Annotated in this window: 19 protein-coding genes; 2 read left to right on the forward strand and 17 right to left on the reverse strand. The window is 40.6% G+C overall.

Going from position 1 to position 22,751, the window contains the following annotated elements; translation table 11 throughout:
- The 6 genes from I585_RS07515 to I585_RS07535 form a co-directional block, all read right to left on the reverse strand.
- Positions 1–1,554, reverse strand: coding sequence for a SpaA isopeptide-forming pilin-related protein (locus tag I585_RS07515; RefSeq protein ID WP_010742985.1), 1,554 nt, complete (start codon positions 1,552–1,554; stop codon positions 1–3).
- Positions 1,551–4,940 (reverse strand): SpaA isopeptide-forming pilin-related protein, encoded by a 3,390-nt coding sequence (locus I585_RS07520; RefSeq protein ID WP_010742984.1) that lies wholly within the window; start codon positions 4,938–4,940, stop codon positions 1,551–1,553. The genes I585_RS07515 and I585_RS07520 overlap by 4 nt, the downstream gene beginning before the upstream one ends.
- Before the next feature lie 477 nt (positions 4,941–5,417).
- On the reverse strand, positions 5,418–5,726 hold the full coding sequence (locus I585_RS23825) for a P-loop NTPase family protein (protein WP_010742983.1): 309 nt from the start codon (positions 5,724–5,726) through the stop codon (positions 5,418–5,420).
- Complete coding sequence (locus tag I585_RS23830; protein ID WP_010742982.1) at positions 5,723–7,075, reverse strand: MutS-related protein; 1,353 nt, start codon at positions 7,073–7,075, stop codon at positions 5,723–5,725. The genes I585_RS23825 and I585_RS23830 overlap by 4 nt, the downstream gene beginning before the upstream one ends.
- Positions 7,076–7,197: 122 nt before the next feature.
- Positions 7,198–8,139 (reverse strand): NAD(P)H-binding protein, encoded by a 942-nt coding sequence (locus tag I585_RS07530; RefSeq protein WP_010742981.1) that lies wholly within the window; start codon positions 8,137–8,139, stop codon positions 7,198–7,200.
- A gap of 101 nt (positions 8,140–8,240) precedes the next feature.
- Complete coding sequence (locus I585_RS07535) at positions 8,241–9,116, reverse strand: LysR family transcriptional regulator (RefSeq protein ID WP_010742980.1); 876 nt, start codon at positions 9,114–9,116, stop codon at positions 8,241–8,243.
- 278 nt (positions 9,117–9,394) lie between these two features.
- Between I585_RS07535 and I585_RS07540 the strand changes: the two genes are divergently transcribed.
- Both I585_RS07540 and I585_RS07545 read left to right on the forward strand, forming a co-directional pair.
- A complete protein-coding gene (locus tag I585_RS07540; RefSeq protein ID WP_010742979.1) occupies positions 9,395–10,312 on the forward strand; it encodes an ABC transporter ATP-binding protein in 918 nt (305 codons plus the stop codon).
- Positions 10,305–11,075 (forward strand): ABC transporter permease, encoded by a 771-nt coding sequence (locus tag I585_RS07545; RefSeq protein ID WP_010742978.1) that lies wholly within the window; start codon positions 10,305–10,307, stop codon positions 11,073–11,075. The genes I585_RS07540 and I585_RS07545 overlap by 8 nt, the downstream gene beginning before the upstream one ends.
- Before the next feature lie 54 nt (positions 11,076–11,129).
- Here the strand turns inward: I585_RS07545 and dagF are convergent, their stop codons facing one another.
- From dagF to I585_RS07600, 11 genes are all read right to left on the reverse strand, one after another.
- Positions 11,130–11,870, reverse strand: coding sequence for a 2-dehydro-3-deoxy-phosphogluconate aldolase (dagF, locus tag I585_RS07550; protein WP_010742977.1), 741 nt, complete (start codon positions 11,868–11,870; stop codon positions 11,130–11,132).
- A 12-nt stretch (positions 11,871–11,882) separates the two neighbouring features.
- Entirely contained in the window at positions 11,883–12,974 is a 1,092-nt protein-coding gene (locus I585_RS07555; protein ID WP_010742976.1) for a DgaE family pyridoxal phosphate-dependent ammonia lyase, read from the reverse strand.
- A gap of 20 nt (positions 12,975–12,994) precedes the next feature.
- Complete coding sequence (locus I585_RS07560) at positions 12,995–13,846, reverse strand: PTS system mannose/fructose/sorbose family transporter subunit IID (protein ID WP_010742975.1); 852 nt, start codon at positions 13,844–13,846, stop codon at positions 12,995–12,997.
- The gene (locus tag I585_RS07565) at positions 13,846–14,595 is read right to left on the reverse strand and encodes a PTS mannose/fructose/sorbose/N-acetylgalactosamine transporter subunit IIC (RefSeq protein WP_010742974.1); all 750 of its coding nucleotides are present in this window, start codon (positions 14,593–14,595) and stop codon (positions 13,846–13,848) included. Before I585_RS07565 ends, I585_RS07560 begins: the two co-directional genes overlap by 1 nt.
- A 347-nt stretch (positions 14,596–14,942) precedes the next feature.
- Complete coding sequence (locus tag I585_RS07570) at positions 14,943–15,440, reverse strand: PTS sugar transporter subunit IIB (RefSeq protein ID WP_010742973.1); 498 nt, start codon at positions 15,438–15,440, stop codon at positions 14,943–14,945.
- Positions 15,441–15,452: 12 nt separating this feature from the next.
- A complete protein-coding gene (locus tag I585_RS07575) occupies positions 15,453–15,860 on the reverse strand; it encodes a PTS sugar transporter subunit IIA (RefSeq protein WP_010742972.1) in 408 nt (135 codons plus the stop codon).
- Between the two features lie 90 nt (positions 15,861–15,950).
- The gene (locus I585_RS07580) at positions 15,951–18,770 is read right to left on the reverse strand and encodes a sigma 54-interacting transcriptional regulator (RefSeq protein WP_010742971.1); all 2,820 of its coding nucleotides are present in this window, start codon (positions 18,768–18,770) and stop codon (positions 15,951–15,953) included.
- A gap of 135 nt (positions 18,771–18,905) precedes the next feature.
- Positions 18,906–19,517, reverse strand: a complete 612-nt coding sequence (locus I585_RS07585) for a Type 1 glutamine amidotransferase-like domain-containing protein (RefSeq protein WP_010742970.1) — start codon at positions 19,515–19,517, stop codon at positions 18,906–18,908.
- A 122-nt stretch (positions 19,518–19,639) separates the two neighbouring features.
- Positions 19,640–20,377, reverse strand: coding sequence for a tRNA pseudouridine(38-40) synthase TruA (gene truA / locus I585_RS07590; RefSeq protein ID WP_010742969.1), 738 nt, complete (start codon positions 20,375–20,377; stop codon positions 19,640–19,642).
- 120 nt (positions 20,378–20,497) lie between these two features.
- Positions 20,498–21,685, reverse strand: coding sequence for a MalY/PatB family protein (locus I585_RS07595; protein WP_010742968.1), 1,188 nt, complete (start codon positions 21,683–21,685; stop codon positions 20,498–20,500).
- The gene (locus I585_RS07600) at positions 21,678–22,745 is read right to left on the reverse strand and encodes a M24 family metallopeptidase (RefSeq protein ID WP_010742967.1); all 1,068 of its coding nucleotides are present in this window, start codon (positions 22,743–22,745) and stop codon (positions 21,678–21,680) included. Before I585_RS07600 ends, I585_RS07595 begins: the two co-directional genes overlap by 8 nt.
- Between the last annotated feature and the right edge of the window lie 6 nt (positions 22,746–22,751).

Raw genomic sequence — 22,751 nt, forward strand, 5'->3', positions numbered from 1 at the left:
TTAGATTCTTATTCTTTTTCTTATAACCATTACTGCGAGCACACAGATGAAACCGATAACTAGCAGATACATCGAATGTTTCATCCCAGTTTGCGGCAACCGTCGACTAGGCAGATGATAAGCAATCTGTTCACTTGTACGAGTAGTCGGCAATTCTCTATTTTCACCTTTTTTATTAACGATTTTCAGCGGTTCTTTGGTTCCGCCGCTGGCTTCATTAATCTCAAAATCAATAAAATGATTTTCTGGTAAAAAGTAGCCTTCTGGTGCCTTAACTTCTAATAAGGAATAGCTGCCGTATTCCATGTCGGCTAACTCAAAAATTCCCTGGTCATTGGAAGTCAAAAGCAATAACTCCTCTGGATGCGTATTGCCATAGTCAGCTGTGACCCATTGTTTTTGTTTCGTTAGATAATGCGTGTCTTTATTTGAGACGACAAAGTTCGCATCTTTTAACGCCTCGCCGGATTTTTCATCGACTTTTTGGAAGTTTTTCTTTCCTGCTACGCGTTGGTTATATACGACTGGTAATTTGTCTTTTTGCGTCAATGCCCCTACTTCGGTCCCATTGATCAAAATCAGTTGCCGCTGATCTTTAGGAATCTCGACCGTTATTTGACGCGCCTGCTCAGAAATTTCATACCCCTCTGCAGTGGCGACCTCTTCAAAGAGATATCTGCCGCTTTTTAGTCCTAGATTGGTTCTAACGATACCTTCCTGATCAGAAACCATTTTTTTCACACGTGAATCTTTTAAGGGTGAATCGCTGATCTCTTTTTCGGAAAGCCAATCGCTGACTGAACCTGCCGTAGTTCTCAAATAGAATTTTTCACCATTCTCATTCTTCGATAAAACAAAGCTGGCACCAGCTAATGGTCTCGTGGACCCGTCACTTTCTTTTGCCATTTTGACGAAGTAAGGCTCACGAACATAGCCTTTATTTTTGGTATAGACGTGCGTTGTTCCTGCTGTGAACAGTCCACTATCCAAAACCAGATAATTGGACAACCCAGCTTGATCAACTGGTAAACTGTCACCGCTGTCTAACTCAGCAATGAGATAGATTTGCTGCTTATCCGCTTTTAAAGAAACCGTCAGCAAACCGTCTTCAGTCACCATATTGCCAGTGCTATCATTAAAACTGCCAGTGGCAGTCTTTTTCGTTTGAACAAACTTAATGCCTTGATAGCGATCTTGCATGGCTGTAAGTTCCGCATGTCCAGGCGTTGCCAAAATCTCCAGCTCACTGCGTAAAACGGTTGCCTCATCGGCAAGCATTTCCTTCGCTTGATCCAAATTGGGGTTCAAACGCCGAAGATACTCGCCAACCTCAAAGATCGCAAAGGTCGAATCATTAACTCCATAAGAATCTTTCAGCAAAGCGGCATTTCCTACTTCTCCACCTTGATTGATTTGACTAGGCGCTTCTTGATTCACAAACAAACGTTTATGGAGATGGACTTGCGTTTCTGCTCCTGCGGCGTCAGCTGTCTGTGTCCAGAAAATGCCGACCATACACACCAGCAGCAAGGAAAGAAGATGCTTCATTTTCATCGTCCATCACCCACCTTTTTTTGCTTAAATTGTTCGAGCGCAAAATAGATGATAATAATTAAGAAAGAAGCGGCGGCTGAAGCGAAAATCAACGAATGACCATTGCCACCTGTTTCTGGCAGGGTTCCTTTGGGATCATTTTTGACTGTTACCACATTGACAGCTGCCAATTGTCCGCCAGTGATCGTGAACTTGACTGTTGTTGAAGGTTTTACATAACCCGTTGGCGCTTGGGTCTCTACGAAATAGTAATCCCCTTCCGGCATACCAGTAATCACTAATTTTCCGGCAGGTGTCACGACGTTTTCTAGTTGGAAACTCCAATTGGCACCCGTTTTGACTGCTTTATAGGTTCCTTTGGCAGCTGTTCCATCGCCAACTTCCAATTCTTCGGGAGCAAACCAAGTAATTCCCGCGTTGTCCGTGGCTACTTTAAACTTCGCGCCTTTCAAATTCTTATCATTCGTGGCATCCTTTTTCTCCAGTGTCACGCCGCCTTCAGCTCGCTCATTGACAGCTTCATAAGTAATCGTTAAGCCCTCATCAGCAATTTCACCGACTGTTGTTTTGCCGTCACCGACAATTTTGTGACCATCTGGTGCTTTCGTTTCTAGCATGTAGTACTTTCCTAAAGGCAATCCGGTAATATTGATTTCCCCTTTAGTCCCTGAGCTTTCGATAAACTCATATTTCTTATTGGTGGTATTGTACTTATACTCATAATCCTTACCAGTAATAAATTTCGTGCCCAATTTGCTTTCTGAACTATCTGGATTAACCAAATAGAGCTCAAATTCCGCACCATCTAATTTTTCACCATCCGGATTTTTCTTGGTCAATTTTAGTTTTCCGACTTTTTGCCGGTTTTCTCTTGTTACACTGACCGTGTCCCCGTCCGCGGTAATTTCTGCAGGATCAGATTTTCCGTTGTCGTCGTACAAATAGCCATCTGGCGCTGCTTCTTCTTGGAAATAATACTCTGCGATCGGCAGACCTGATACGGTGATTTTTCCTTTTTGCCCCGTTGATCCAGTGTCTTCTACCAACTCGTATTTCTTGTCTGTTGTATTGTATTGATAAAGATAATTTTTGCCTGTTTCCAATACGACTCGCGGAGTTACCAGCTCGTCCCCGTTTTTCTTACGCAAGGTGAACTTGGCACCGTTCAATTTCTCACCGGTATCTTCATCTTTTTTGATCAAAGTAATTTTCCCTTTGGCCAAATGATTGTAGGCACTGACTGCAACGCCTTCTTCCGCATTCTTGTTGATCGTGAAGTAATATTTCCCTGCTTCATTAATCCCATCTGGTGGAATGATCTCCAGCTTGTCTGTGTAGTGTGGATCAGGATTATTCAACTCGACCAAACAATATTTTCCATCGGTCAAGTTCTCATAGAGCAAGACTCCGTTACTATCCGTTTTCTTTTTTCCGCCTGAAATTGTGACATACGTATTTGAACCAGCGGGTGTTTCTTTCTTTAGCTCAAACTCAACATCTTTTAGCGCCACTTGAGTATCCTTATCCATTTTTTTCAAACGGAACGTGGTTGGCGGTACGCGGGTTGCACCGCCGCCCCAGTTGCTGACAGTGACTTTACTGATTTCACTATCTTCACCGGCCGTATTGGTCTCCCAGTATAGTGTCGCTTTGTTTTCGATGATTGAGCCTTCCCCTAAAGTAGTTCGCGCATAAATTCGCGTAACCAAGTTAAATGGATAATTATCATAAGTGTCTCCACTATCATGGCTAAAATATTTTTCGTAAGCTTCTTTGGTCTTATCTCCACGTGAAGCAGTCATTTTCCCTTGATCGACCGCTGCTTGGATAATATCCCAAATCCGCTCTTTCGCATCTTTTGTCCCATTACCAAATAAAAGCAGGCCGTTGCTTTTATCATTGGTCAGATTCGGCAGATCCTTAAAATTCATAATTAATTTATTGCCTGATGTTACCCCATAGCAAGGATAATTATGACTTTCAATTCGTGCTTCAAAATCACTATCAGATTCAGAATCACCTTGTTCCAGCAATTTTAAAGGCATCGTGCTTGGCGCATTGTCTTGGCCCATCATCTGCATTTGTCCGATGGGATCTTTTGTCATTTTCCCATCGTCATTCACCGCATAGATATTCATGTAAATACCATAATTGGATAATGTTAGCGATGGATCAAGCTGGTCTTTTAGGACGACTTTTTTGTACAACGCAGGTGTGTCGCCTTCAAGAGCCTTTTTGTAGTTGTCCATCATCAGCGGCATATTCCAATAGACTTCATTACTATTGTTCGTAGCAGAGCCGTTTTTTGTGAACGTTTTTTGATCACCGATCGGTGTATCGGAAACCGACTCCGATGGTTTAGGTTCGATCTCGATTGGAAAACGCCCTGTTTCGGTATTTCCCGTAGATCCGCCGCTGCTTTCCAAATTGGCCGTTCCATAAGCAGTAGCAAAGCAATCTTGCAGACCGTTCCAATTTGTTTCGACCGCGTCGTTAAAAGTGATTTTCAAAAATTTCTTTCCTGAAATCGTTTCTAACGTCATATCCCCAATCTTTTCACCAGAATTCTCATAGAATGGGACCGAATTACTCACACTAGAAAAGGTGAAATATTCTTCCGGCAAAGCAATATAAATATAGTCGCCTTCTTTTAAGTTTGCGGCCGACGGAACGGAAAAGGTGTAATCAAAGTACACACCGTCTCCAACTTTTACGGTCGGTTGCGGATTTTGTTTTACGCCATTCTTCACAATGTAGGCTGGCGGATTACTTCCGTTCTTGATATAAATATCATTCAACTTCATATCATCGATTGCACTAGTTTTATCAGTGGCCGCAAAAGGTGTGATCTCACCATTTGACCCCTTCGACTGTTTTCCGCTCTCAGTTGAACTTTTTTTACTTGCTGCGTCTTTTGCTGCAGTTGTCTGTTTATTGTTCAGCTTGAACTCAAACTCATTGAAAAAGTTCAACGTTACCTCAGCTAGCGAACGTGCCGGCTCAGCCAATTTAAATTCAAAATTCACTCCTTCAAGTGAAGCTGGCTGGTCGCTGTCATTCACAATCTTTAACTGATTTTCTTCAATCGAAACGATGGTCTCGTTTTGGTGATACAGTTCTTGATTATTCGCTATAATTTCTGCAGGAAGTCCGAATGTCGTCTTCTTATTTTCAGGAACTACTAAATCAAACTGTGCCACAATTGAAGCCTTTGGATCATTTTCTTGCGGAAGTGCTTTTCCCTCAAGCGTCGTTAGCTGCATATTATTGACGCGGCATTCCTCTGAACTTGATAAATTTTCAGCAATTGTTTGAAGCGGAAAACTGGATAACACAATCAGCAAGACTGAAAGAAGCGACCACCAATGTTTTTTGAACTTATTCATATTACCCTCCTTTCATTTATAGCTTTTTAAATCCTTCGATCAGCACTCCCCCCACTCCATCTCCTAATGCATCCATTTCAAAGCCATTAACAATAAAATGATTTTGATTATTCATTAATAGGAATATTCAATTTTACGGCTTACGAAAATAAATACAGAAAATCATTTTAGAATCATTTTTATTATATTTCTACTATTTTTGTAAGACAATATTTTTGGAACAAGATGCGTCAGAACAGAATAAGAGGTTAAAATTAAGTCATAAAAACATTCTTTTTTGATTAAATTTAAGAATAAACTCTTAAAACATTTATTATGTTGATGAATATATTTCTATTCAAATTAATTTTTAATTATCTTGACGATGTAAAGATAATTATGTAGTTTGCTTAAAAATAAATAATAGTTCTTTGAAAATAAACTGTTTTTAAAAACAAAAAAAGCCGTATCCTTTTATTGGATACGGCTTTAGTATTTCTATAGAATTTTCCATTCTCCGGAAGCCCGATATTTTTCGGCGTATGCCTCAGCTTGAGACACAATTTCCTGATCGTAGTGACAATAAGCCAATAGTTTGATGGCGTTACTGCCGGTTGTCACACCTTCACGCAGCGTAAAATCGAATAGAATATCCTCCGCTGTAATCACTTCGCGAAAATGATAGTTTTCATAACGATCGCCTAAAATTCGACTTAATTCAACGTCATGTGTCGCTAAACAAATGAAACAATTTAAAGCGGCAAATTTTTTCAGGATAATTGATGCTGCAGCTATTCGTTCGATCATATTGGTGCCCTTAAACATTTCATCCATAAAATCATGGCATATTCGGTCGATTCTGCTATTTTTAACAAACGCTTCAGTGATTTTATCTCCGCCATATAAAAGCTGTCACCTGTAACGATATCATCCTTAAGATTCATGGAACTATAAATAGCACAGGGCTTAAAAGAATATCTTTTTGCCAGACAAGTATTGAAAAGCTGTCCCAAAACGGCATTGACTGCCAAAGTTCGAGCAAAAGTCGACTTGCCGCTTGCATTTGAACCCGTGATCAAAATTTTATTATCCATACGGTGCGTATTTGGGACAGCTTTTTTTAACAACGGATGAATGATTTCTTCAAACTCGATTTGATTCTGATCAGTAAAATCAGGCTGGCAATAATACGTCAGACTGTTTCGATAAGAAGCAATCGCAATGCACAGTTCGACATACCCGATAGTTTCATACAGTTCCAGCGCTTCACTTCGATATTTTCGAAACAGCTTGACCATCGCAAAATAAGCATACCCATACAAAGAAAAATAAGAAGTGATGATCATCATTAAACTGTTCGAAGATCCAGAAACTTGAATGATGTAGTCGGCTAAGGCGGTAATATTCTTAAACACATTAAGATTTTTACGCATCAGCTCCGTTTCTTTCTCAAAAACAGGAGGATCTAGTTTTACCATTAATTTTGCCGCGCGAACCATCCGGGTAAACATTCCCAGCGCTTCAAAAGCCTGATAAATTTTTCGCAATACGATAGAAAATAGAATCATGCCTAAACAAAAACTAAGACAAACAGCTAAAATTCCATAATCAATATCAATTGCCAGCCAGATTAGACTTCCAATACTTATGATCGTCGCTAAAAAAATCAGCAGCATCGATATTTTAGGAAACTTGCTTGGATCTACGAGTAAATCAATCAATTGATTATTTGTTTTGCGCCCAATTCGATAAAAGGCAAACTGCAGCCGTTCACGCGCTTCGGCCTTTTCATCCATACTTTGGACAGCTTCTTCAAAATGCTGCAAATCTGGATTTTTCTGTCTTCTAATAAAATAATAACTATATTCGTCGCCAATACTGGACTGTGTATTTTTCACCTGTTTGAAAATCTCGTCCATATTCAAATCTGTCCAGGTAATATCATCAAGCACTGCTCCTTCAAACTGCTTTTGATGATAGTACTTTTTCATACTGGCATAATCCCGTCCATCCAGTTTCCACTCCGGTACTTTCCCATACTCAGCTCTGATCTGAGCTTTGATTTTTTGATTTCGCCGATACACATAATAAAAATAGAACAGAAAAAAGAGCCCAACAATCCCGAAAACAATTCCATAAACCCCGATAACTCCCACCAGCTGACCCTCACAATCTACTTTATTTATAAAGTAATCTTACCATCGAAAAGGGGTAGTTAGAATATGCGTAAATAAAAAATACCTCACGGCAATCACACCGGAGGTACTCGTTTTACTAGTTAAACATCTTTTGAATGTCTTTCGCCGATTTGAAATTCTTCGGCGTGTTCAAACATGTAGCGGACAGAGACTGGCAGATCCCCAGTCAATTCTTTAAAGTCATTCGTATGTTCAGCCATTTTATTTTCACGGATAGCCTGCGCAAAGGTGACCATTCCCTCGGAAGAGAACGGTGCTTCCGAATCGTCTTTGAATTTGCCTTCGGTTGTTCGAGGCACGCCCATCGCATCGAATACAGCATAGTTTTCTTCGTCTGATATTTCTTTATAAGTCACATGGTTATTGGTTACTTCATTTCCGATAGCAACAAACTCGCTGATCGTCATCAAGTCTTTCCCATTGATATTCAAAATCTTGTGATGCAAGGTTTCATTGATCAATGCATAGGCGACTGCTTTGGCACAATCTTTTCTTGAGATATAGGCCATTTTCCCGTCACCTTGACTGTTAGTTAGGACACCGTCGCCTTTAACATAGGTGAAGTAATTAGTGACCATCGCTTCTGCATATTGGGAATTGCGTAAGAAAATATAGTCAAGTCCGCTTGCTTCAATGTATTTTTCGGTATACGCATGGTCAATTTTTTCAATGCTGGGATTACTTGGATCTGCCGCATTAACTAACGATGTATAAATGATTTTCTTTACTCCGGCTGCTTTGGCCGCATCAACGACATTCTTATGTGCTCTTTGCCGTCTCTCTCCAACGAATGGCATAGAGATCAGTGCCACTGTTTCGCCGCCAGCAAATTTTTCAGCTAAACCATCTAAATGATTGAAATTGGTTTCGCGGGTTTCAACACCGCGAGCAGAAAACTTTTCTAAGGATGCTGCATCGTACCCGCAAAAAACTAAACGTTCTTTTTCCGCTATCGTTAATAGATACTCAGCCGCTTGTCCGCCTAAGTTCCCATCTACGCCAGTCAAAATTAACTTATTCATTGAATGAAACCTCCTCATCTTTGATAAGTTAATCATATGTGATTTATTGATCAAGTTCCAATACATCTATTTAATAGCCCATAAGCAAAACTTATTGGTGCCTACTTTAACAATTCCAGTAATCGCTGCACCGTTGAATTCTGCTCGGTGTTTAAATACGCCAATACAATTTCAAATTGGTGATGCGACTCTTTGATCGGTAAAGCCTTCAAATCCATATCATCCGCAATTCCCGGATAATTTTCTGGGAAGAAACCGACCAACTTGCTATTTTGAATCATAAAGATTTCGGTCTCGACATCATCGGTCACCTTCGCGATATTAGGGGCGTAGCCATCCTTCAAAGCATTCTCCAACATCAAATAGTAGGATTTACCGATAGTCTCCGGTGACAGCATAATAATCGGTTGGCTATACAGCTCTTCCATTGAAAGCATCTCTTTTTCAAAAAACGGGTGCTCTTTACCAACGACTGCACAATAATTTCCATAATATAAAGGCAATGTGCTGATCTGCTCCTCTTCAAAAAATTCCGAGTCAAAACTAATCGCCAGATCATAGCGCTGGTTCCTAAGATTTTCTGCGACTCCCTTTAATGGTACCTTTTCCACATCTAATAAAATATTTTCCTGTTCAATCTGCTGCTCCTGAATGATCTGGGAAAACAATTGGATATCCATGATGGAGGTATATTCGATTCGAATACGATTCTGCTGCTCTTTATAATCAGACATCCGCTGAGTCAAACGATCGTATTGCTGCACCAAATGAAGTGCTTCTTGATACAATATTTTTCCAGCATCCGTCGGCTTTACGGGAATTGTCGAGCGGTCGACTAATTGACAGCCAAAATATTCTTCTAAAAAATGAATCTGCTGGGTAATACTTACTTGAGAGACAAAATTCTTTTTGCCCGCTTTCGTAAAGCTGCCTGTTTGAACCAGATCAATGAAGTATTTCAACTTTTCTAAATACATGATTTCCCCTCCGCTTCTTATTCTCATTCTAACAAATGTGTCCAGCGAGTCACGCTAAACAGCTCTACTTATTAAAAGGCACGTCTGTCGAGAGTTATTTACAAAAAAGAATCGGGGAATAATAGGCTTTTCCAGTTGTGCTCATGAAAATGAATGATAAAATAGGGGAATCACACTAAATAAGGCTGACCGTTTACACGTTCTATTGTTATTTCAATACGATAATGGAACGTGCAAAACGAATGTATAAATAAATAAGAACGAGGAGAACATCTTAAATGACCTACGCACTCGAAATAAACGATTTAAAAAAGGTATATGCTACTGGTGTCGAAGCTTTAAAAGGCATTGATCTATCTGTTGAAGAAGGTGATTTTTATGCCCTTTTAGGACCAAACGGTGCTGGAAAATCTACCACTATTGGGATCATCACTTCGCTTGTTAACAAAACCTCCGGCAACGTAAAAGTTTTCGGCTATGACTTGGACAAAGAACTAGTGATGGCCAAACAGCAAATTGGATTGGTGCCGCAGGAATTCAATTTCAACCCGTTTGAAACGGTCCAACAAATCGTCGTCAACCAAGCTGGCTACTACGGCGTGCCGCGAAAAGAAGCATTAGTCCGCAGCGAAAAATACTTAAAACAATCCGACTTGTGGGAGAAACGTGATGTAAGAGCGCGGATGCTTTCCGGCGGTATGAAACGGCGCTTGATGATTGCTCGAGCCTTGATGCATGAGCCACGCCTGCTGATCTTAGATGAACCAACGGCTGGAGTCGATATCGAATTACGCCGCGAAATGTGGAAATTTTTAAGAGAATTGAACGCGAATGGCACGACGATTATCTTAACGACCCACTATTTGGAAGAAGCTGAAATGCTTTGCCGCAACATCGGCATCATTCAATCGGGCGAATTAATCGAAAATACTAGTATGAAGTCTCTATTGGCGAAGCTGCAATTTGAAACATTTATTTTTGACTTAGAGCCCTTTGATAAGGAACCAGACATCACTGGCTTTGCCCATACTTTTACAGATGAGCAAACGCTGGAAGTCGAAGTTGTTCGCGATCAAGGAATCAATGAACTATTCGAACAGCTAACGAATCAAGGAATCAAAGTGCTTTCCATGCGAAATAAATCCAACCGCTTAGAAGAACTGTTCCTAAAAATCACGGAGGAAAAACATGTTTAATCTATATTTTACCGCGCTTAAAAGTCTGGCGGTCAAAGAAACCAATCGCTATATGCGCATTTGGGTTCAAACCTTAGTCCCGCCAGTTATCACTACTTCTTTATATTTTGTTATCTTTGGAAACTTAATCGGCGGACGAATCGGTGATATGGCCGGCTTTTCTTATATGGAATTTATCGTGCCTGGGCTGATCATGATGTCAGCCATCACAAGTTCTTATGCGAATGTCTCCTCTTCGTTTTTCTCGCAAAAATTCCAAAAAAATATCGAAGAGATCTTAGTCGCTCCCGTCCCAACGCACATCATTATTTGGGGCTTCGTAATTGGCGGTGTCGGCCGCAGCGTCTTAGTTGGAACATTAGTGACGATCATCTCACTATTTTTCGTTCCACTGCATGTGTACTCATGGTTTATCGTTGTCATCACCTTGTTAATGACCGCTATTTTATTTTCTTTAGCCGGTTTACTGAACGGGATTTTCGCCCAATCATTCGATGATGTCTCGATCGTTCCGACCTTTGTTTTACAACCCTTAACTTATCTCGGCGGTGTTTTCTATGCTATCTCTATGCTGCCGCCATTTTGGCAAGGCGTCTCAAAAATCAATCCGATCGTTTATATGATCTCTGGTTTCCGTTACGGCTTCCTTGGTGTGATGGATGTATCGATCGTTGTTTCGATGTCTATTTTAGTATTATTCATCGTCGTTCTTTACAGCGTCTGCTGGTATTTGATCGACCGCGGTCGTGGATTAAGAAGCTAAAACAAAAAAAGAGTTTGAGCAATTGACTGCTCAAACTCTTTTTTTTATTGTATGCTAATTCAATATTTTCTTCATTATCCCCAACAATGTTTTAACATCTTCTGTTTTTGTATCCCCTGTCTCCGCATCAATGATCGAGCTATATACATGCGGAATGACCTTTTTGACTCCCGCATCGACAGCGATTTGAACGATCTCTTCAAAATTAGCTAAATCAATTCCGCCAGTCGGCTCTAAATAGAAATCATACTTCGCACATGCTTCCGCCACAGCCTGGTATTCTGCTTTATGTGCCAGACCCTTCATAGGAAAATACTTCACCGAACTACCTCCCATATCTTGCAGCAGCTTGATGGCTGTCTCAATCGGTACGATTGCTTCTGGTGCCGACGAACTTAATGGCCCAGTCGCAATATTGACATACCCGACTTTTCCAGTCGGTGAAACTAACCCGTTGATAATTGTTTCATTCTGTCCTAAAAGTGCGCGCGAATTCCCCACTCCGGTAAAAACTTGATTGACATGCTGCGGTTGTAAAATAGCTGAAATCCGCGAAACCATTTGACTTTGATTCGGATCGCCCGCTCCTAAGCCGACGGATAAGGCATTATTTGTTGCCGCTTGATACCGTTTCATATCTGCGATTGCTGCTGCATCCGTCGCGTACTTTTTCGATAATACTCCTAACACAACATGTCCTTCAGCCGCCTCGTAACATTCTTTGGCATTTTCAACTGAGTTTGCTAACACATTCAAACAGATCCGATTTTCTAAATAGCTTGGTGTTAATGACATACCGTCTCTCCTCTATTTCATAATTTCTTGCAGACGCCGAACAATTTTTTCTAGTTCCTGTTCATTGACTGAACGAACATCAAATTCAACGATGCCATTATTCGCTTGGTACTCACGCGTATAAATGGCGGGATTTTCTGCTTTCAGTTCAGTAATGACCGTCTGCGCACTTTTTTCTCCAGTAATTTTCACACTTGCTCGGTAAATATCTCTGCCAGCACCATCTTGTACGATTTTCGCTTCTAAGCCGGCAATTTGATTCACACTTGCTATGAGTGGATCCAATCGCTGCTGCATCATTTCGCCAGACTCGCTTCCAAGAGCTAAATAATCCGCCACTGCCTGCGTAAAGCCTAAAACATTGTCTTTGCCAATTTTCATTGCGCGGCCGATGCCTTTACTTTGCAGCCTAGTCCACTCTACATATTGCTTTTTGCCGATAACCAATCCAGCACTAGGTCCTTCGATCGCTTTTGCTCCAGAATAGATAACCAAATCCGCACCTGCTTGCGTATAATGAAACAGATCTTCTTCTGCCGCTGCATCGATGATCAATGGCAGCTTGTACTTCTTAGCTACTTTCACTGCATCTTCAACACTCAACATACTTTTTTGAACGGTATGATGACTTTTTACATATAGAATCGCCGCTGTTTCTGGTGTTATCATCAACTCAAGATGCTCCGCTGAACACATATTAGCGTAACCAGTCTCGACGACTCGGCCGCCGCCTTGCTGGATCATAACTTCTACCGGTGTGCCATAATCAACATTGTGCCCTTTAGGAATGACAATCTCTCTTTTGGCTATTCTATTCGTATAGGGATGGTAGGCATGATACAGACTCCCTTCCCCAATCACAGCCGCAACGGATTGCGCAATTCCCGCCGAAGCAGAAGAAACGATTTGTGCGTCTTCCGTTTGCAATAATTCGGCGAGATATTTACCTGTTTGAATCATCAAGTCGCTCATCTCAAAAAAATGTTCCCCGCCAAAACGTTGGGCAGCCAATACATTTTTCGATACTTTGGAAACACCTAAAATCGTCATCCGTCCGGAAGCATTGATGACTTCCTTTAAACCAAATTTTTCATAGCTGATCATTTTTACACCTTCAATAATTTTTATAATAATCCAAAGAATGACGCGACAATACTGATTACAACAATCGTTCCAATAATGATCCCATATCTCGGTCCTTTTTTGACCATGAAGAAGTAGATGGCAAATACCGCAGCTAACGGCAGTAATCCCTTCACGATCTGATCAAAAATATCCTGTAAAATAATCGTAGCGCCACCTGGAACTTTGAATTTCATTGGGCTGGTGATATTTACATAACTCGCACTCAAAGCACCCATCATCATCATCCCAAGAACATTCGCAGCATAGATCACTTGCTTGATTTTCCCGTCCTTCAACAAACTTAAAATAGAGTTACGACCTAACGTATACGATTTATTAATCAAGAGCCAGCTGATATACATTGTAACGGCTGTATAAATCACAATCGGACCAACCCCGCCGATCGCATTCCCATTAGAAGCCATTGGAATAAAGATGGAAATGATCAACGGCATAACTGCTGCCCAAATGATCGAATCACCAATTCCTGCCAACGGTCCCATCAAACCAGTCTTAATCGAAGTGATCGCTGTATCGGTAATCGCCGCGCCGTTCGATTTTTCTTCTTCCATCGCAATAACGATCCCTTGGATAGAGGAGCCGATCGTTCCTTCCGTATTAAAGAAATTCAAATGACGTTTCAATGCTTCTCGCTGTGCCTCTTCATCATCTGCATACAATTTCTTTACAGCTGGAATCATTGAAGCACAAAAGACCAAACTCTGTAATCGTTCATAGGAATTGGATAATTCACACCCTAATTGATAGATCCAAAACGAGCGAGACAATTCTTTTTTGGTAATTTTCTTTTGTTCCAATTGCTGTTCATTTTTTTCTGTCATTTGTTCCATTACGCTGCCTCCTCTTCTAACGCCTTGTTTCTAACCAAGAATGCTACACAAATACCAATAATTGCTACGGCCATAACTTCTGCCCCAAAGTAAACAACAGCCACAAAACCAATTAGGAAATAAGGAATCAAATGCTTCTTGCCAATCACCATGATCGTTAAAGCAAATCCAAGTGCTGGTAAGATGCCGCCCATTACTTCAAAGCCATGCATCAACCATTCTGGAATCACATCCAAAACTTGATTGACGATCGATTGACCAAAGAAGTTCGCAGCAAAGACTAGCGGAAAGCGAATAACAAAACCTGCAATTGCTGGATAAAGAAAAGCTGCACGATAAATCCCTGAATAATTTAAATCCTCCGCATAGTTGTCTGCCATATGAACCCAAGTCGCATTGACTGTCCGGCGTAGTTGATCCATAAATACGCCTAATACACCGAATGGAACAGCTAAAGCAATCGCTGCTTCTGCATTCATGCCGACACCCAAAGCGATTGGAATCGCAATAGCTGAAGCCAGCGCTGGATCACTAGGGACATTCCCGCCTGGTGTAGACGTTACTCCTAAATAAACCAACTGAATCCCCGCACCGATCACCATTGCTTCTGATAATTTGCCCGTCGCAATCCCTGCAACCAATGCCGCAGATAACGGTTGAGACAGCATTCCCGAGAAAGTATAACCAAAACGCAGCCGAGCAAACCAATAGTACAACCCCATCACGATTGAAATACCTAGAACACCCATAATTCAAACACTCCTTTTTCTTTTTAATGTATTTATTTTTCCTGCAGAAAAATAAGTTTGATTTTCAAGCCGTATATCATCTAACTAAACTGTTCTTCTTTTGTTTTGGTTCAATAACTTCATTTCCAGTTCTTACTAGACTGACTGCCAAAAGTTAGACTGACATCCTTTTTCTTTTTAATGTATTTATTTTTCCTGCAGAAAAATAAGTTTGATTTTCAAGCCGTATATCATCTAACTAAACTGTTCTTCTTTTGTCTTTGATTGAATAATTTCAATTTCAGTTCGTACTAAACAGACTGCTAAAAGTTAGACTGACATCCTTTTTCTTTTTATTGTATTTATTTTTATAATGTCTTATACTTTTCAATCAATTTATGAATTGGGACTGGTGTTTCTTCTGGGATGGCTTGGAAATAAACCTCCATATTTTTCGCTAAGAGTCCTTCTAAAATCTCGACGTCATCTTCGGATAGATTAATATTTTTTACTACGTTTTTACGACTGGGACCACCGCCAAGTCCGCCAACTTGAATCGCTTCTTTGACAACTCCCGCTTCGACCATTTCCCGCAGCGTTGTTAAATCTGGTACTAGAAACAGCACTTTACTATTTTTAGCCGCCGCTTCATTTTCCCAATAGGCTTTGACTGATTCGGTTCCTTTGATAATGACTTCCACACCGGGAGGCGCCGCCATCAAGTAAATACTTTGCAAAAATTCATCCTGCTCCAGCTCATCACTTACTACGATAATTTCATTGGCCGCGGATTGCTGCAGCCACTTAGTAACAACTTGACCATGGATCAAGCGACTATCTACTCTAGCTAATACGATTTTTGACATTTTCCTCATCCTTTACTTTTTTATTGGTAATTCCAATACTTGGCAGCTGTCGATGACGGCCGCATGAATTTCTTTTGCTGTTTCTCGTGTAAATCCTCCGACGCCTTGTTTCATTACTGCTTCCAGCAACATCGAAGCACATAATCCCGATATCGCTACGACTTCATAATCTTTTGATAAACGTAATGCGACATTACTGGGTGTTCCGCCCTTGATATCCGTTAAGATCAATAATTTATCGTTCCATTTTAGTTGGTCAATTTGTGCCTTGACTCGTTCTAAGTACTCAGGCAACGAATCTTCCGCATTCAAAGCAACTTCATAAACATTGTGAATCTCCCCAACAATCATTTGAACACTTTTTAAAAGCTCTCTTCCCCATCCATTATGAGTCAAGATTAAAATCGGTTCTTTTTCCATACCCTCACTCCTTACATTGTTTTCACCTTTCTATAAAGCAAGTGCTGTGCCAAAAAAATAGCCCTTTAAAAAAGGGCTATTCTTCGCGGTTTACACGTTGACCTCAAACAACAATTCATAAATATATTTCACTTCCAACGGCGGAATGATGACATTATATGACACTTCGATCGGTCGGAAGGCCATTTTGATGACAGATGCCAGCTCCGGCAGCTCACGATATGACAGTTCATAGGAAGTATGATCATATTCTGGATGTTGGATTTGCCGTTCGATCATACATGCGCAATGAATGATGAAGCGCAGCAGCCGTTTCTCATCACTTTTCTTTTTAGTCTGCATACAAATATCCGAATAAATCTTGGACAATTCGATCGTGATACTTTTGGGATTTAAAATACTCAATAGATCTGTAATTGCTTCGATCGACAATCCTTGGATATATTTGGCTGAAACTTTTTTTAGCACCGCTTGATTTTCATCCTTGGCTAGATCGAAGCCTAACATCTGGAACACCAGCCGAATTCCTTGATCAGACAATAAATTATCCAACGAAACAAAAGGAATATCCGGAATCTCCGTCTTCACAGTCCCAATAATACCCACTAACTTCTCATCTTCGTGAACAAAGGAAAGCAGTCGACTAAGATTTTCCAATTCTTTTTTCTCAAGCGTGATGATTCTGACGTTGGTCAATAATTCTTGCGGGAAAGTATTTAACAATAGTTTCTCAATTTTCAATGCTGTTCCTAAACCGGTTAAGCAAGAAATAACTAATACCTTGGAATCCTCAAAATTCCCTCTACGGCAAATGAGCGCCTTATGATTTTTCTCCTTTAGAACCGGCAGAAGATACTCAAAATTAGTTGATTCATAAATGGCTTCGCGAGCCACCTCCAGTAAAGTCAGCAAATTGATATTGCTGATCAATAGCACTTCTATCTGAAATTCTTTACTGATTACATTACCGAAATAAACCAATGAACCAATATCAACCATCAAAATCAATTTGCTGTAGCCATTATCTCGTACGACTTGTCGAACCTTATCTAGGGTTTCCTCCACGGACTGATTGATCGGCATATTAACGGAGTTCATTAAACTCGTCGAAAATAATACATTCGTATACTCTACCATGCTGGATGCCGTTGCACTTCCATGAGCGACCACAACAATCCCGCATTTTTCATCTAACTCATAGCGGCGATCCGTTGCTTTTATTTTCCGTATAAACAAATCATAAAAAATGATTTCTGTATTCGGCAGCTTCAAGGCAAAATAGTCTTCAATGTAATCCACGATTTTCTCCGCAAGCTGATAATTTTCTATTTTGCCGGAGAAAATATTTTTCGTCAGATCAAAAAAATCTTCATTTATCTGTGCCGAATAAAATACACTAGAGTAAATATGCGCAGCTAAAACATCTTTCAAATTCTCAGGCAGAAGAATGCCCAACTCCTGTTCGATATAGTGAATAATCTGATTTATTTGTTCATAGAACTGCTCGTCTATATCGTGATCTTCGGAAAAGGATTGATTGAAAAGATCCATATCGTAGAGCTGGTCCAGTTTATTTTGCATCATGGCTACCGCATCTTTGGATGAAATATTTACATTCTTAAGATCGGCATACTCCTTTAACAAGAAATTATAAAAACGATCATTCTGCTTGTCCTTCACCTGTAGCAACTGCTCCACATGAGGATAAAAATAGTCATGCTGGATTTTGATCCCTCGACTAGGAACATACTCATTCAATACAACGATATCCTTCGTATCCACCGTGTTTTCGTCCAGCATCCCCAACGGTACCTCGATGTTCAATTCTTGGATCTCGTAGTCGATCGCATCAAGATACGCCTGCGCACAAATAAACTGGATCTCTGACTTCAATTCACCGACATTCGCTTTGTACTTGGAGAAAACGAGATATTTCAAGGTATTATAAGAAATAGAAATATCCTTTTGAATTCCCTGACTCTCTTCCATGAAAAAGGTCAGGATCAGCTGGATTTTCTCTTTGATCGACCGTTCGGACAAGCTGGGAATATGTAAATTTACCGGTATTCGTCGCAAAAACGTTTTTAGAAACGTTTTTTCCAATTCTTCTGTTGTGGCAAAAATGAATTTAATTGAAACATGCCGCTGCTTTTCAGCCTCGCCCATTCGGGTAAAATAGCCCTTATCCAGCAACGTAAATAGCTTTTCTTGTCCCTCATTAGTCAGTCGATGAACCTCATCTAAAAAGAAGAATCCCCCATCCGCCAATTCGACCAATCCCTGATGATCGTTATCCGCACCAGTAAAACTTCCTTTTTTATAACCGAATAAATGGGAGGTCAGCAGTTCTGGATTATTGAAATACTCCGCACAGTTAAAATAAATAAAAGGAACTTTCTGCGCTGTTTTGGCTTCAAAAAATTCATGTAAATGTTCCGCCAATAACGTTTTTCCTACTCCAGATTCACCTGTCAGCATAATATTCAAGCCTTTAGGTGGATACAAGACTGCTGCCTTCAGCTTTTTAATACTATCTGCCAGGCTGCCATCGTAGCCGATTACTTTGGAAAATGGATTGTTTCGAAACTCTTGCTTCTGCTGCTCCTTTTTCTCTAACTCTTGGCGGATCTCTATTTCCAATTCTTCAAGTGAAGCGTATTCATCTTTCCGCGGAGAAAAAAAGAAAGTTTTTTCTAAAGCCGAACGAGCAAAAAATAAAACTGGACGTGATTTAACTTTGATGACCTGATGTTTATTGGTTAATTTTGATAAATCTTCACTGACCGCAGTCCGAGCATAGTCGGTCACCTCGCAAATATCTTTTACGGTGCAACCCTTTAATTGGCTTAAGGCTAATTCATTCTGCTGATGGAAGGTATACAGACATTCAAAAATAGTATCAATTCTCATAGTTTTCTCCCCCAAAGAGTCGTTAGCTTGTTTTTATCATCTCCCGAGTCATAAAGCAACACAATCTTTTATAAGCAAACTAAAAAAAGAATGATTGCTCATTGTATTAAGAACTTTAAAAATGATAACTGTGTTTCATTCCCCTAAAATTTTACGTTCATCATCATTGATCCAGATTGCCTGATGATCCTTGATCGCCACTGTTTCTTTCTGGTCTTCATTTGATTGAACCATTTTATCCGCCGCGTCTTTGAATTCTCGACTTTGATAATGTGGAACGACATAAAAATCAATCAGGTCTAAACCAGCATAATCCGTCAAATCAGGCGCCTGTTTTGGATCGTCCATTACAGCCGAGTAACCTATATCTGGACAAACTACGATCGCTCCAGCAGATTCTCCAATGTAAAGTTTTCCTTTTCTTACTTCTTCAATAATGAGCTGATCCGTTCTTGTTCTGCGTAATTCTTGCAATAAGAAGAATGTATTTCCACCAGCTATATAAATGATCTCGTTCTTGGCTAATGTAGCTTTACTCTGTTCATACGTCACTTTACCAATATCCAGCTCCTCTACCTTCATTCCGCTGAAACGCAAAGCCCATTTTCCGATTCTGACAAAAAAGCCCAGCTTTTCAACTTTGCTGGCAATTGGAATATAGGTGACTGTTTGTCCTTTAACGTCCTCAACCGATTTTAGCAGCCCCGAAACATTTTGAAACATCGACACTAAAAACATTCGTTTCATCTGCGATCCCCCGCTTCTTTTCCGGTATCCATAACTTTATTATAAACGCTCTCGGCTATCGAAAGAACAAATAAAAAAACTAGCCCTGAACGTTTTTCCGTTCAAAACTAGCTTTATTCAATCTAATAATACACTTCATCTAGGAACAGACCATGCGCCGGTACTGTTTCTCCAGCATTTTCCCGAACCTTTGTCTCAAAAATTTCGTCGATTACTATCAACTCTAATTTTCCCGCACCAATTTCTAAAATCGTGCCCATCAGAATTCGAACCATTTTATGCAGGAAGCCGTCGCCGACAAAAGTAAAATGCAGCATGCTGCCTTCGCGTTCGATTGAAATGTCATCAATCGTTCGAGTCGTTGATTTCTTCGTTTTTTTCAATGCCGAAAAACCAGCGAAATCATGCTTGCCAATCAGTTTCTCACAAGCCGCAGTCATTTTGTCCATATCCAACGTTTGCGGAAAGTAAAAACTATGATACCGTTCAAAGGCCGTTGGAATTGGATCATTCCAAACATAGTAGCTGTATTGTTTGCCCTTCACATTATAACGTGCGTGGAAACGTTCAGGCATCTCTTCTACTTTTTTCACCACGATATCACCCGGTAAATAGCGATTGAAGAACGCCAGCATTTCATTTCGTGCCATTTCTGAATTGGTTTTGAAATTCGCTGCTTGACCTTTCGCATGTGCACCGGCATCTGTTCGACCAGAACCGATAATCTCGATTTTTTCATTAGTCATCTGCTCGATCACACTTTCGATTTTCCCTTGGATCGTTTTCTCTGAATCACCCAGCCGCTGCCAGCCAAGGTAACGCTTGCCATCGTATTCGATGGTTAATTTAATATTTCGCATAGGATAAATCCTCCTCTAAAGTTTCACACTGAACCAATGTACCACAGAACGCTGAGATGCCCTAGTGTAGAGGATAAAAAGAAAGCCAGAACACTCCGAAAAGTGGTCTGACTTTTAAAGTTAAACAAGTTCGACGCTCTTGTTGTATTCTTTTTTTATTCGACTTAAAGCCTCTAGCAATAGCTCTCTTGGCATTCCGATACTCAAACGGACAAATCCTTCGCCATCTTGGACAAAGTAGCTGCCGACCACCATTGTCAAATTAGCCCGACGGAAAAATCTCTGCATTTCTGCTTCATCCTTGAACCAATCACGCACATCGATCCATGCTAAGAATGAAGATTCTGACGGCATCACTTTAGCCTCTGGAATTTCTGCAAAGAAATCATCAATGATCTGCATATTTCCTTCTACATAATCAATCATCTCATCCAGCCAATCTTCACTCTCGTTATAAGCCGCCACGATTGCAGGTACAGCAAACACATGCGGAGAAGTAATCGAATTTTTTTGCAGTTGCAGCAGCAACGTTTCTCTGATCGCCGGGTTTGGAATCACGACATACGACGTTTTTAATCCGCCTAAATTAAATCCTTTATTCGGAGAAAGACACAACACGCTATGCTGTGAAATTTCTGGGTGAGCGTTCCAGATCGAAGTAAAGGTTTGATTTTTATAAACAATGTCACGATGAATTTCATCACACACCAAAAGAACGTTGTGCCGAATACATAATTCCGCTAATTGAAAAAGCTCTTCCTTCGTCCAAATTCGACCAGATGGATTCTGCGGACTACAGAAAATGAACAGCTTGATTTCATTTTCTATCATCTGCCGCTCCATATCTTCAAAATCCAAATAGTAGCGATTGTCGCGATTGATCAGCGAACTGCAAAATAATTTTCGTTCATTATGTTCGACCGCCTCAGCAAAAGGATCATACGCAGGCGTATTGATCAAAACCCCTTCGCCTTTTTCCGTATAGGCTTGCACAATATAATGCAATGTTGAAACTGTTCCAAAGGTCAGCTTAATCCAGTCTTTTTCGATGTACGTATCATAACGACGTTGATTCCAATCAATCACCGCCTCATAAAACTCATCCGGCACATAAGAATAGCTGTAACCCCCAATACTCGCACGTTTCATCAAAGCTTTTTGGATCGCTGGTGCGACTTCAAAATCAATGTCCGCTAAATCCATCGGGATCGCATCCTCATTCAAGCCAAATTTTTCTTTCAACACCTGATTGCTCCACTTCCGCGCATTTCCCTGTTTGCGGTCGATAACCTTATCCAAATTATACATAGCATTCACCTACTGTTAACAGTTCTTTTGTGGTTTGATTTAGCGGAACCCCAATACCATTTCGGATCACGACATCATCTTCAATTCGCACACCGCCGACACCCGGAAGATAAATTCCCGGTTCAACACTCATCACCATATGTTCTTTTAAGACCATTTGACTCTTCGGATTCAAAATCGGCACATCGCCGCCCATTCCGATCCCATGTCCTAAGCCATGACTAAAATAATCACCGTAACCAGCTGCGCTAATAATCTTTCGTGCCACCGCATCAACTTCTTGACCCGTTACACCTTCACGAATAAAATCAGAAGCAGCTTGCTGGGCTTCTTTTACTACTTGATAGATCGTTCTTAATTCTTGGGTTGCTTCACCTAACGAAACAGTTCGAGTCATGTCCGACTGATAGTCATCCAGCACGATCCCAAAATCAATCGTAATAAAATCACCTGCTGTAAACACCCGCTGCGTCGGACGACCATGAGGCAATGCGCTTCGCGGCCCACTGGCAACGATTGGATCAAATGCCATCGCGGTAGCACCCTTTTTCAATGAAAGATAATGGATCAAAGCTCCAAGCTCATTTTCCTGCATCCCAACCTTAATTTCAGGAATGAGTTCGGCGAAAATTTCATCCGTGACCACACAAGCATTTTGGATCAGTTGGATTTCTTCCTGTGATTTGATTGCACGAAGTTCTTGAATTTGGCTCGACCAAATCTCAACGTCAAACGAATCAGCCAACGCACGATATTCTTGAATCGACAATCCATTTGGTTCAATCGCCAAATCTGTCATTTTCTGTTGATTCAGCCAATCGAAAATTTTCGGCAGATAACTGCCTTGCGGTACTTCAACATTTTCAAAACCGTTTGTTAAATCTTTTATCTCTTGGCGGTAACGCCCATCAAAAAACTGAACTTGAGAAGAAGGCGTGACAACTAAATAGATGCCACTGCCTCCTAATGAACCAAAGTATTTTTTGTTCTCGCGATTTTTGATGATGATTGCGTCCTTACCCGACTCGTTTAAAAGTTGCTGTAATTTTTCAATTCTCATCTGACA

It is taken from the genome of Enterococcus malodoratus ATCC 43197 (genome assembly GCF_000407185.1).
Lineage (GTDB): Bacteria > Bacillota > Bacilli > Lactobacillales > Enterococcaceae > Enterococcus_A > Enterococcus_A malodoratus.

Coding starts and splice junctions, on each gene's coding strand:
- I585_RS07515 (WP_010742985.1), bottom strand. CDS start 1,554: ATGAAAATGAAGCATCTTCTTTCCTTGCTGCTGGTGTGTATGGTCGGC.
- I585_RS07520 (WP_010742984.1), bottom strand. CDS start 4,940: ATGAATAAGTTCAAAAAACATTGGTGGTCGCTTCTTTCAGTCTTGCTG.
- I585_RS23825 (WP_010742983.1), bottom strand. CDS start 5,726: ATGATCGAACGAATAGCTGCAGCATCAATTATCCTGAAAAAATTTGCC.
- I585_RS07530 (WP_010742981.1), bottom strand. CDS start 8,139: ATGAATAAGTTAATTTTGACTGGCGTAGATGGGAACTTAGGCGGACAA.
- I585_RS07535 (WP_010742980.1), bottom strand. CDS start 9,116: ATGTATTTAGAAAAGTTGAAATACTTCATTGATCTGGTTCAAACAGGC.
- I585_RS07540 (WP_010742979.1), top strand. CDS start 9,395: ATGACCTACGCACTCGAAATAAACGATTTAAAAAAGGTATATGCTACT.
- I585_RS07545 (WP_010742978.1), top strand. CDS start 10,305: ATGTTTAATCTATATTTTACCGCGCTTAAAAGTCTGGCGGTCAAAGAA.
- dagF (WP_010742977.1), bottom strand. CDS start 11,870: ATGTCATTAACACCAAGCTATTTAGAAAATCGGATCTGTTTGAATGTG.
- I585_RS07555 (WP_010742976.1), bottom strand. CDS start 12,974: ATGATCAGCTATGAAAAATTTGGTTTAAAGGAAGTCATCAATGCTTCC.
- I585_RS07560 (WP_010742975.1), bottom strand. CDS start 13,846: ATGGAACAAATGACAGAAAAAAATGAACAGCAATTGGAACAAAAGAAA.
- I585_RS07565 (WP_010742974.1), bottom strand. CDS start 14,595: ATGGGTGTTCTAGGTATTTCAATCGTGATGGGGTTGTACTATTGGTTT.
- I585_RS07570 (WP_010742973.1), bottom strand. CDS start 15,440: ATGTCAAAAATCGTATTAGCTAGAGTAGATAGTCGCTTGATCCATGGT.
- I585_RS07575 (WP_010742972.1), bottom strand. CDS start 15,860: ATGGAAAAAGAACCGATTTTAATCTTGACTCATAATGGATGGGGAAGA.
- I585_RS07580 (WP_010742971.1), bottom strand. CDS start 18,770: ATGAGAATTGATACTATTTTTGAATGTCTGTATACCTTCCATCAGCAG.
- I585_RS07585 (WP_010742970.1), bottom strand. CDS start 19,517: ATGAAACGAATGTTTTTAGTGTCGATGTTTCAAAATGTTTCGGGGCTG.
- truA (WP_010742969.1), bottom strand. CDS start 20,377: ATGCGAAATATTAAATTAACCATCGAATACGATGGCAAGCGTTACCTT.
- I585_RS07595 (WP_010742968.1), bottom strand. CDS start 21,685: ATGTATAATTTGGATAAGGTTATCGACCGCAAACAGGGAAATGCGCGG.
- I585_RS07600 (WP_010742967.1), bottom strand. CDS start 22,745: ATGAGAATTGAAAAATTACAGCAACTTTTAAACGAGTCGGGTAAGGAC.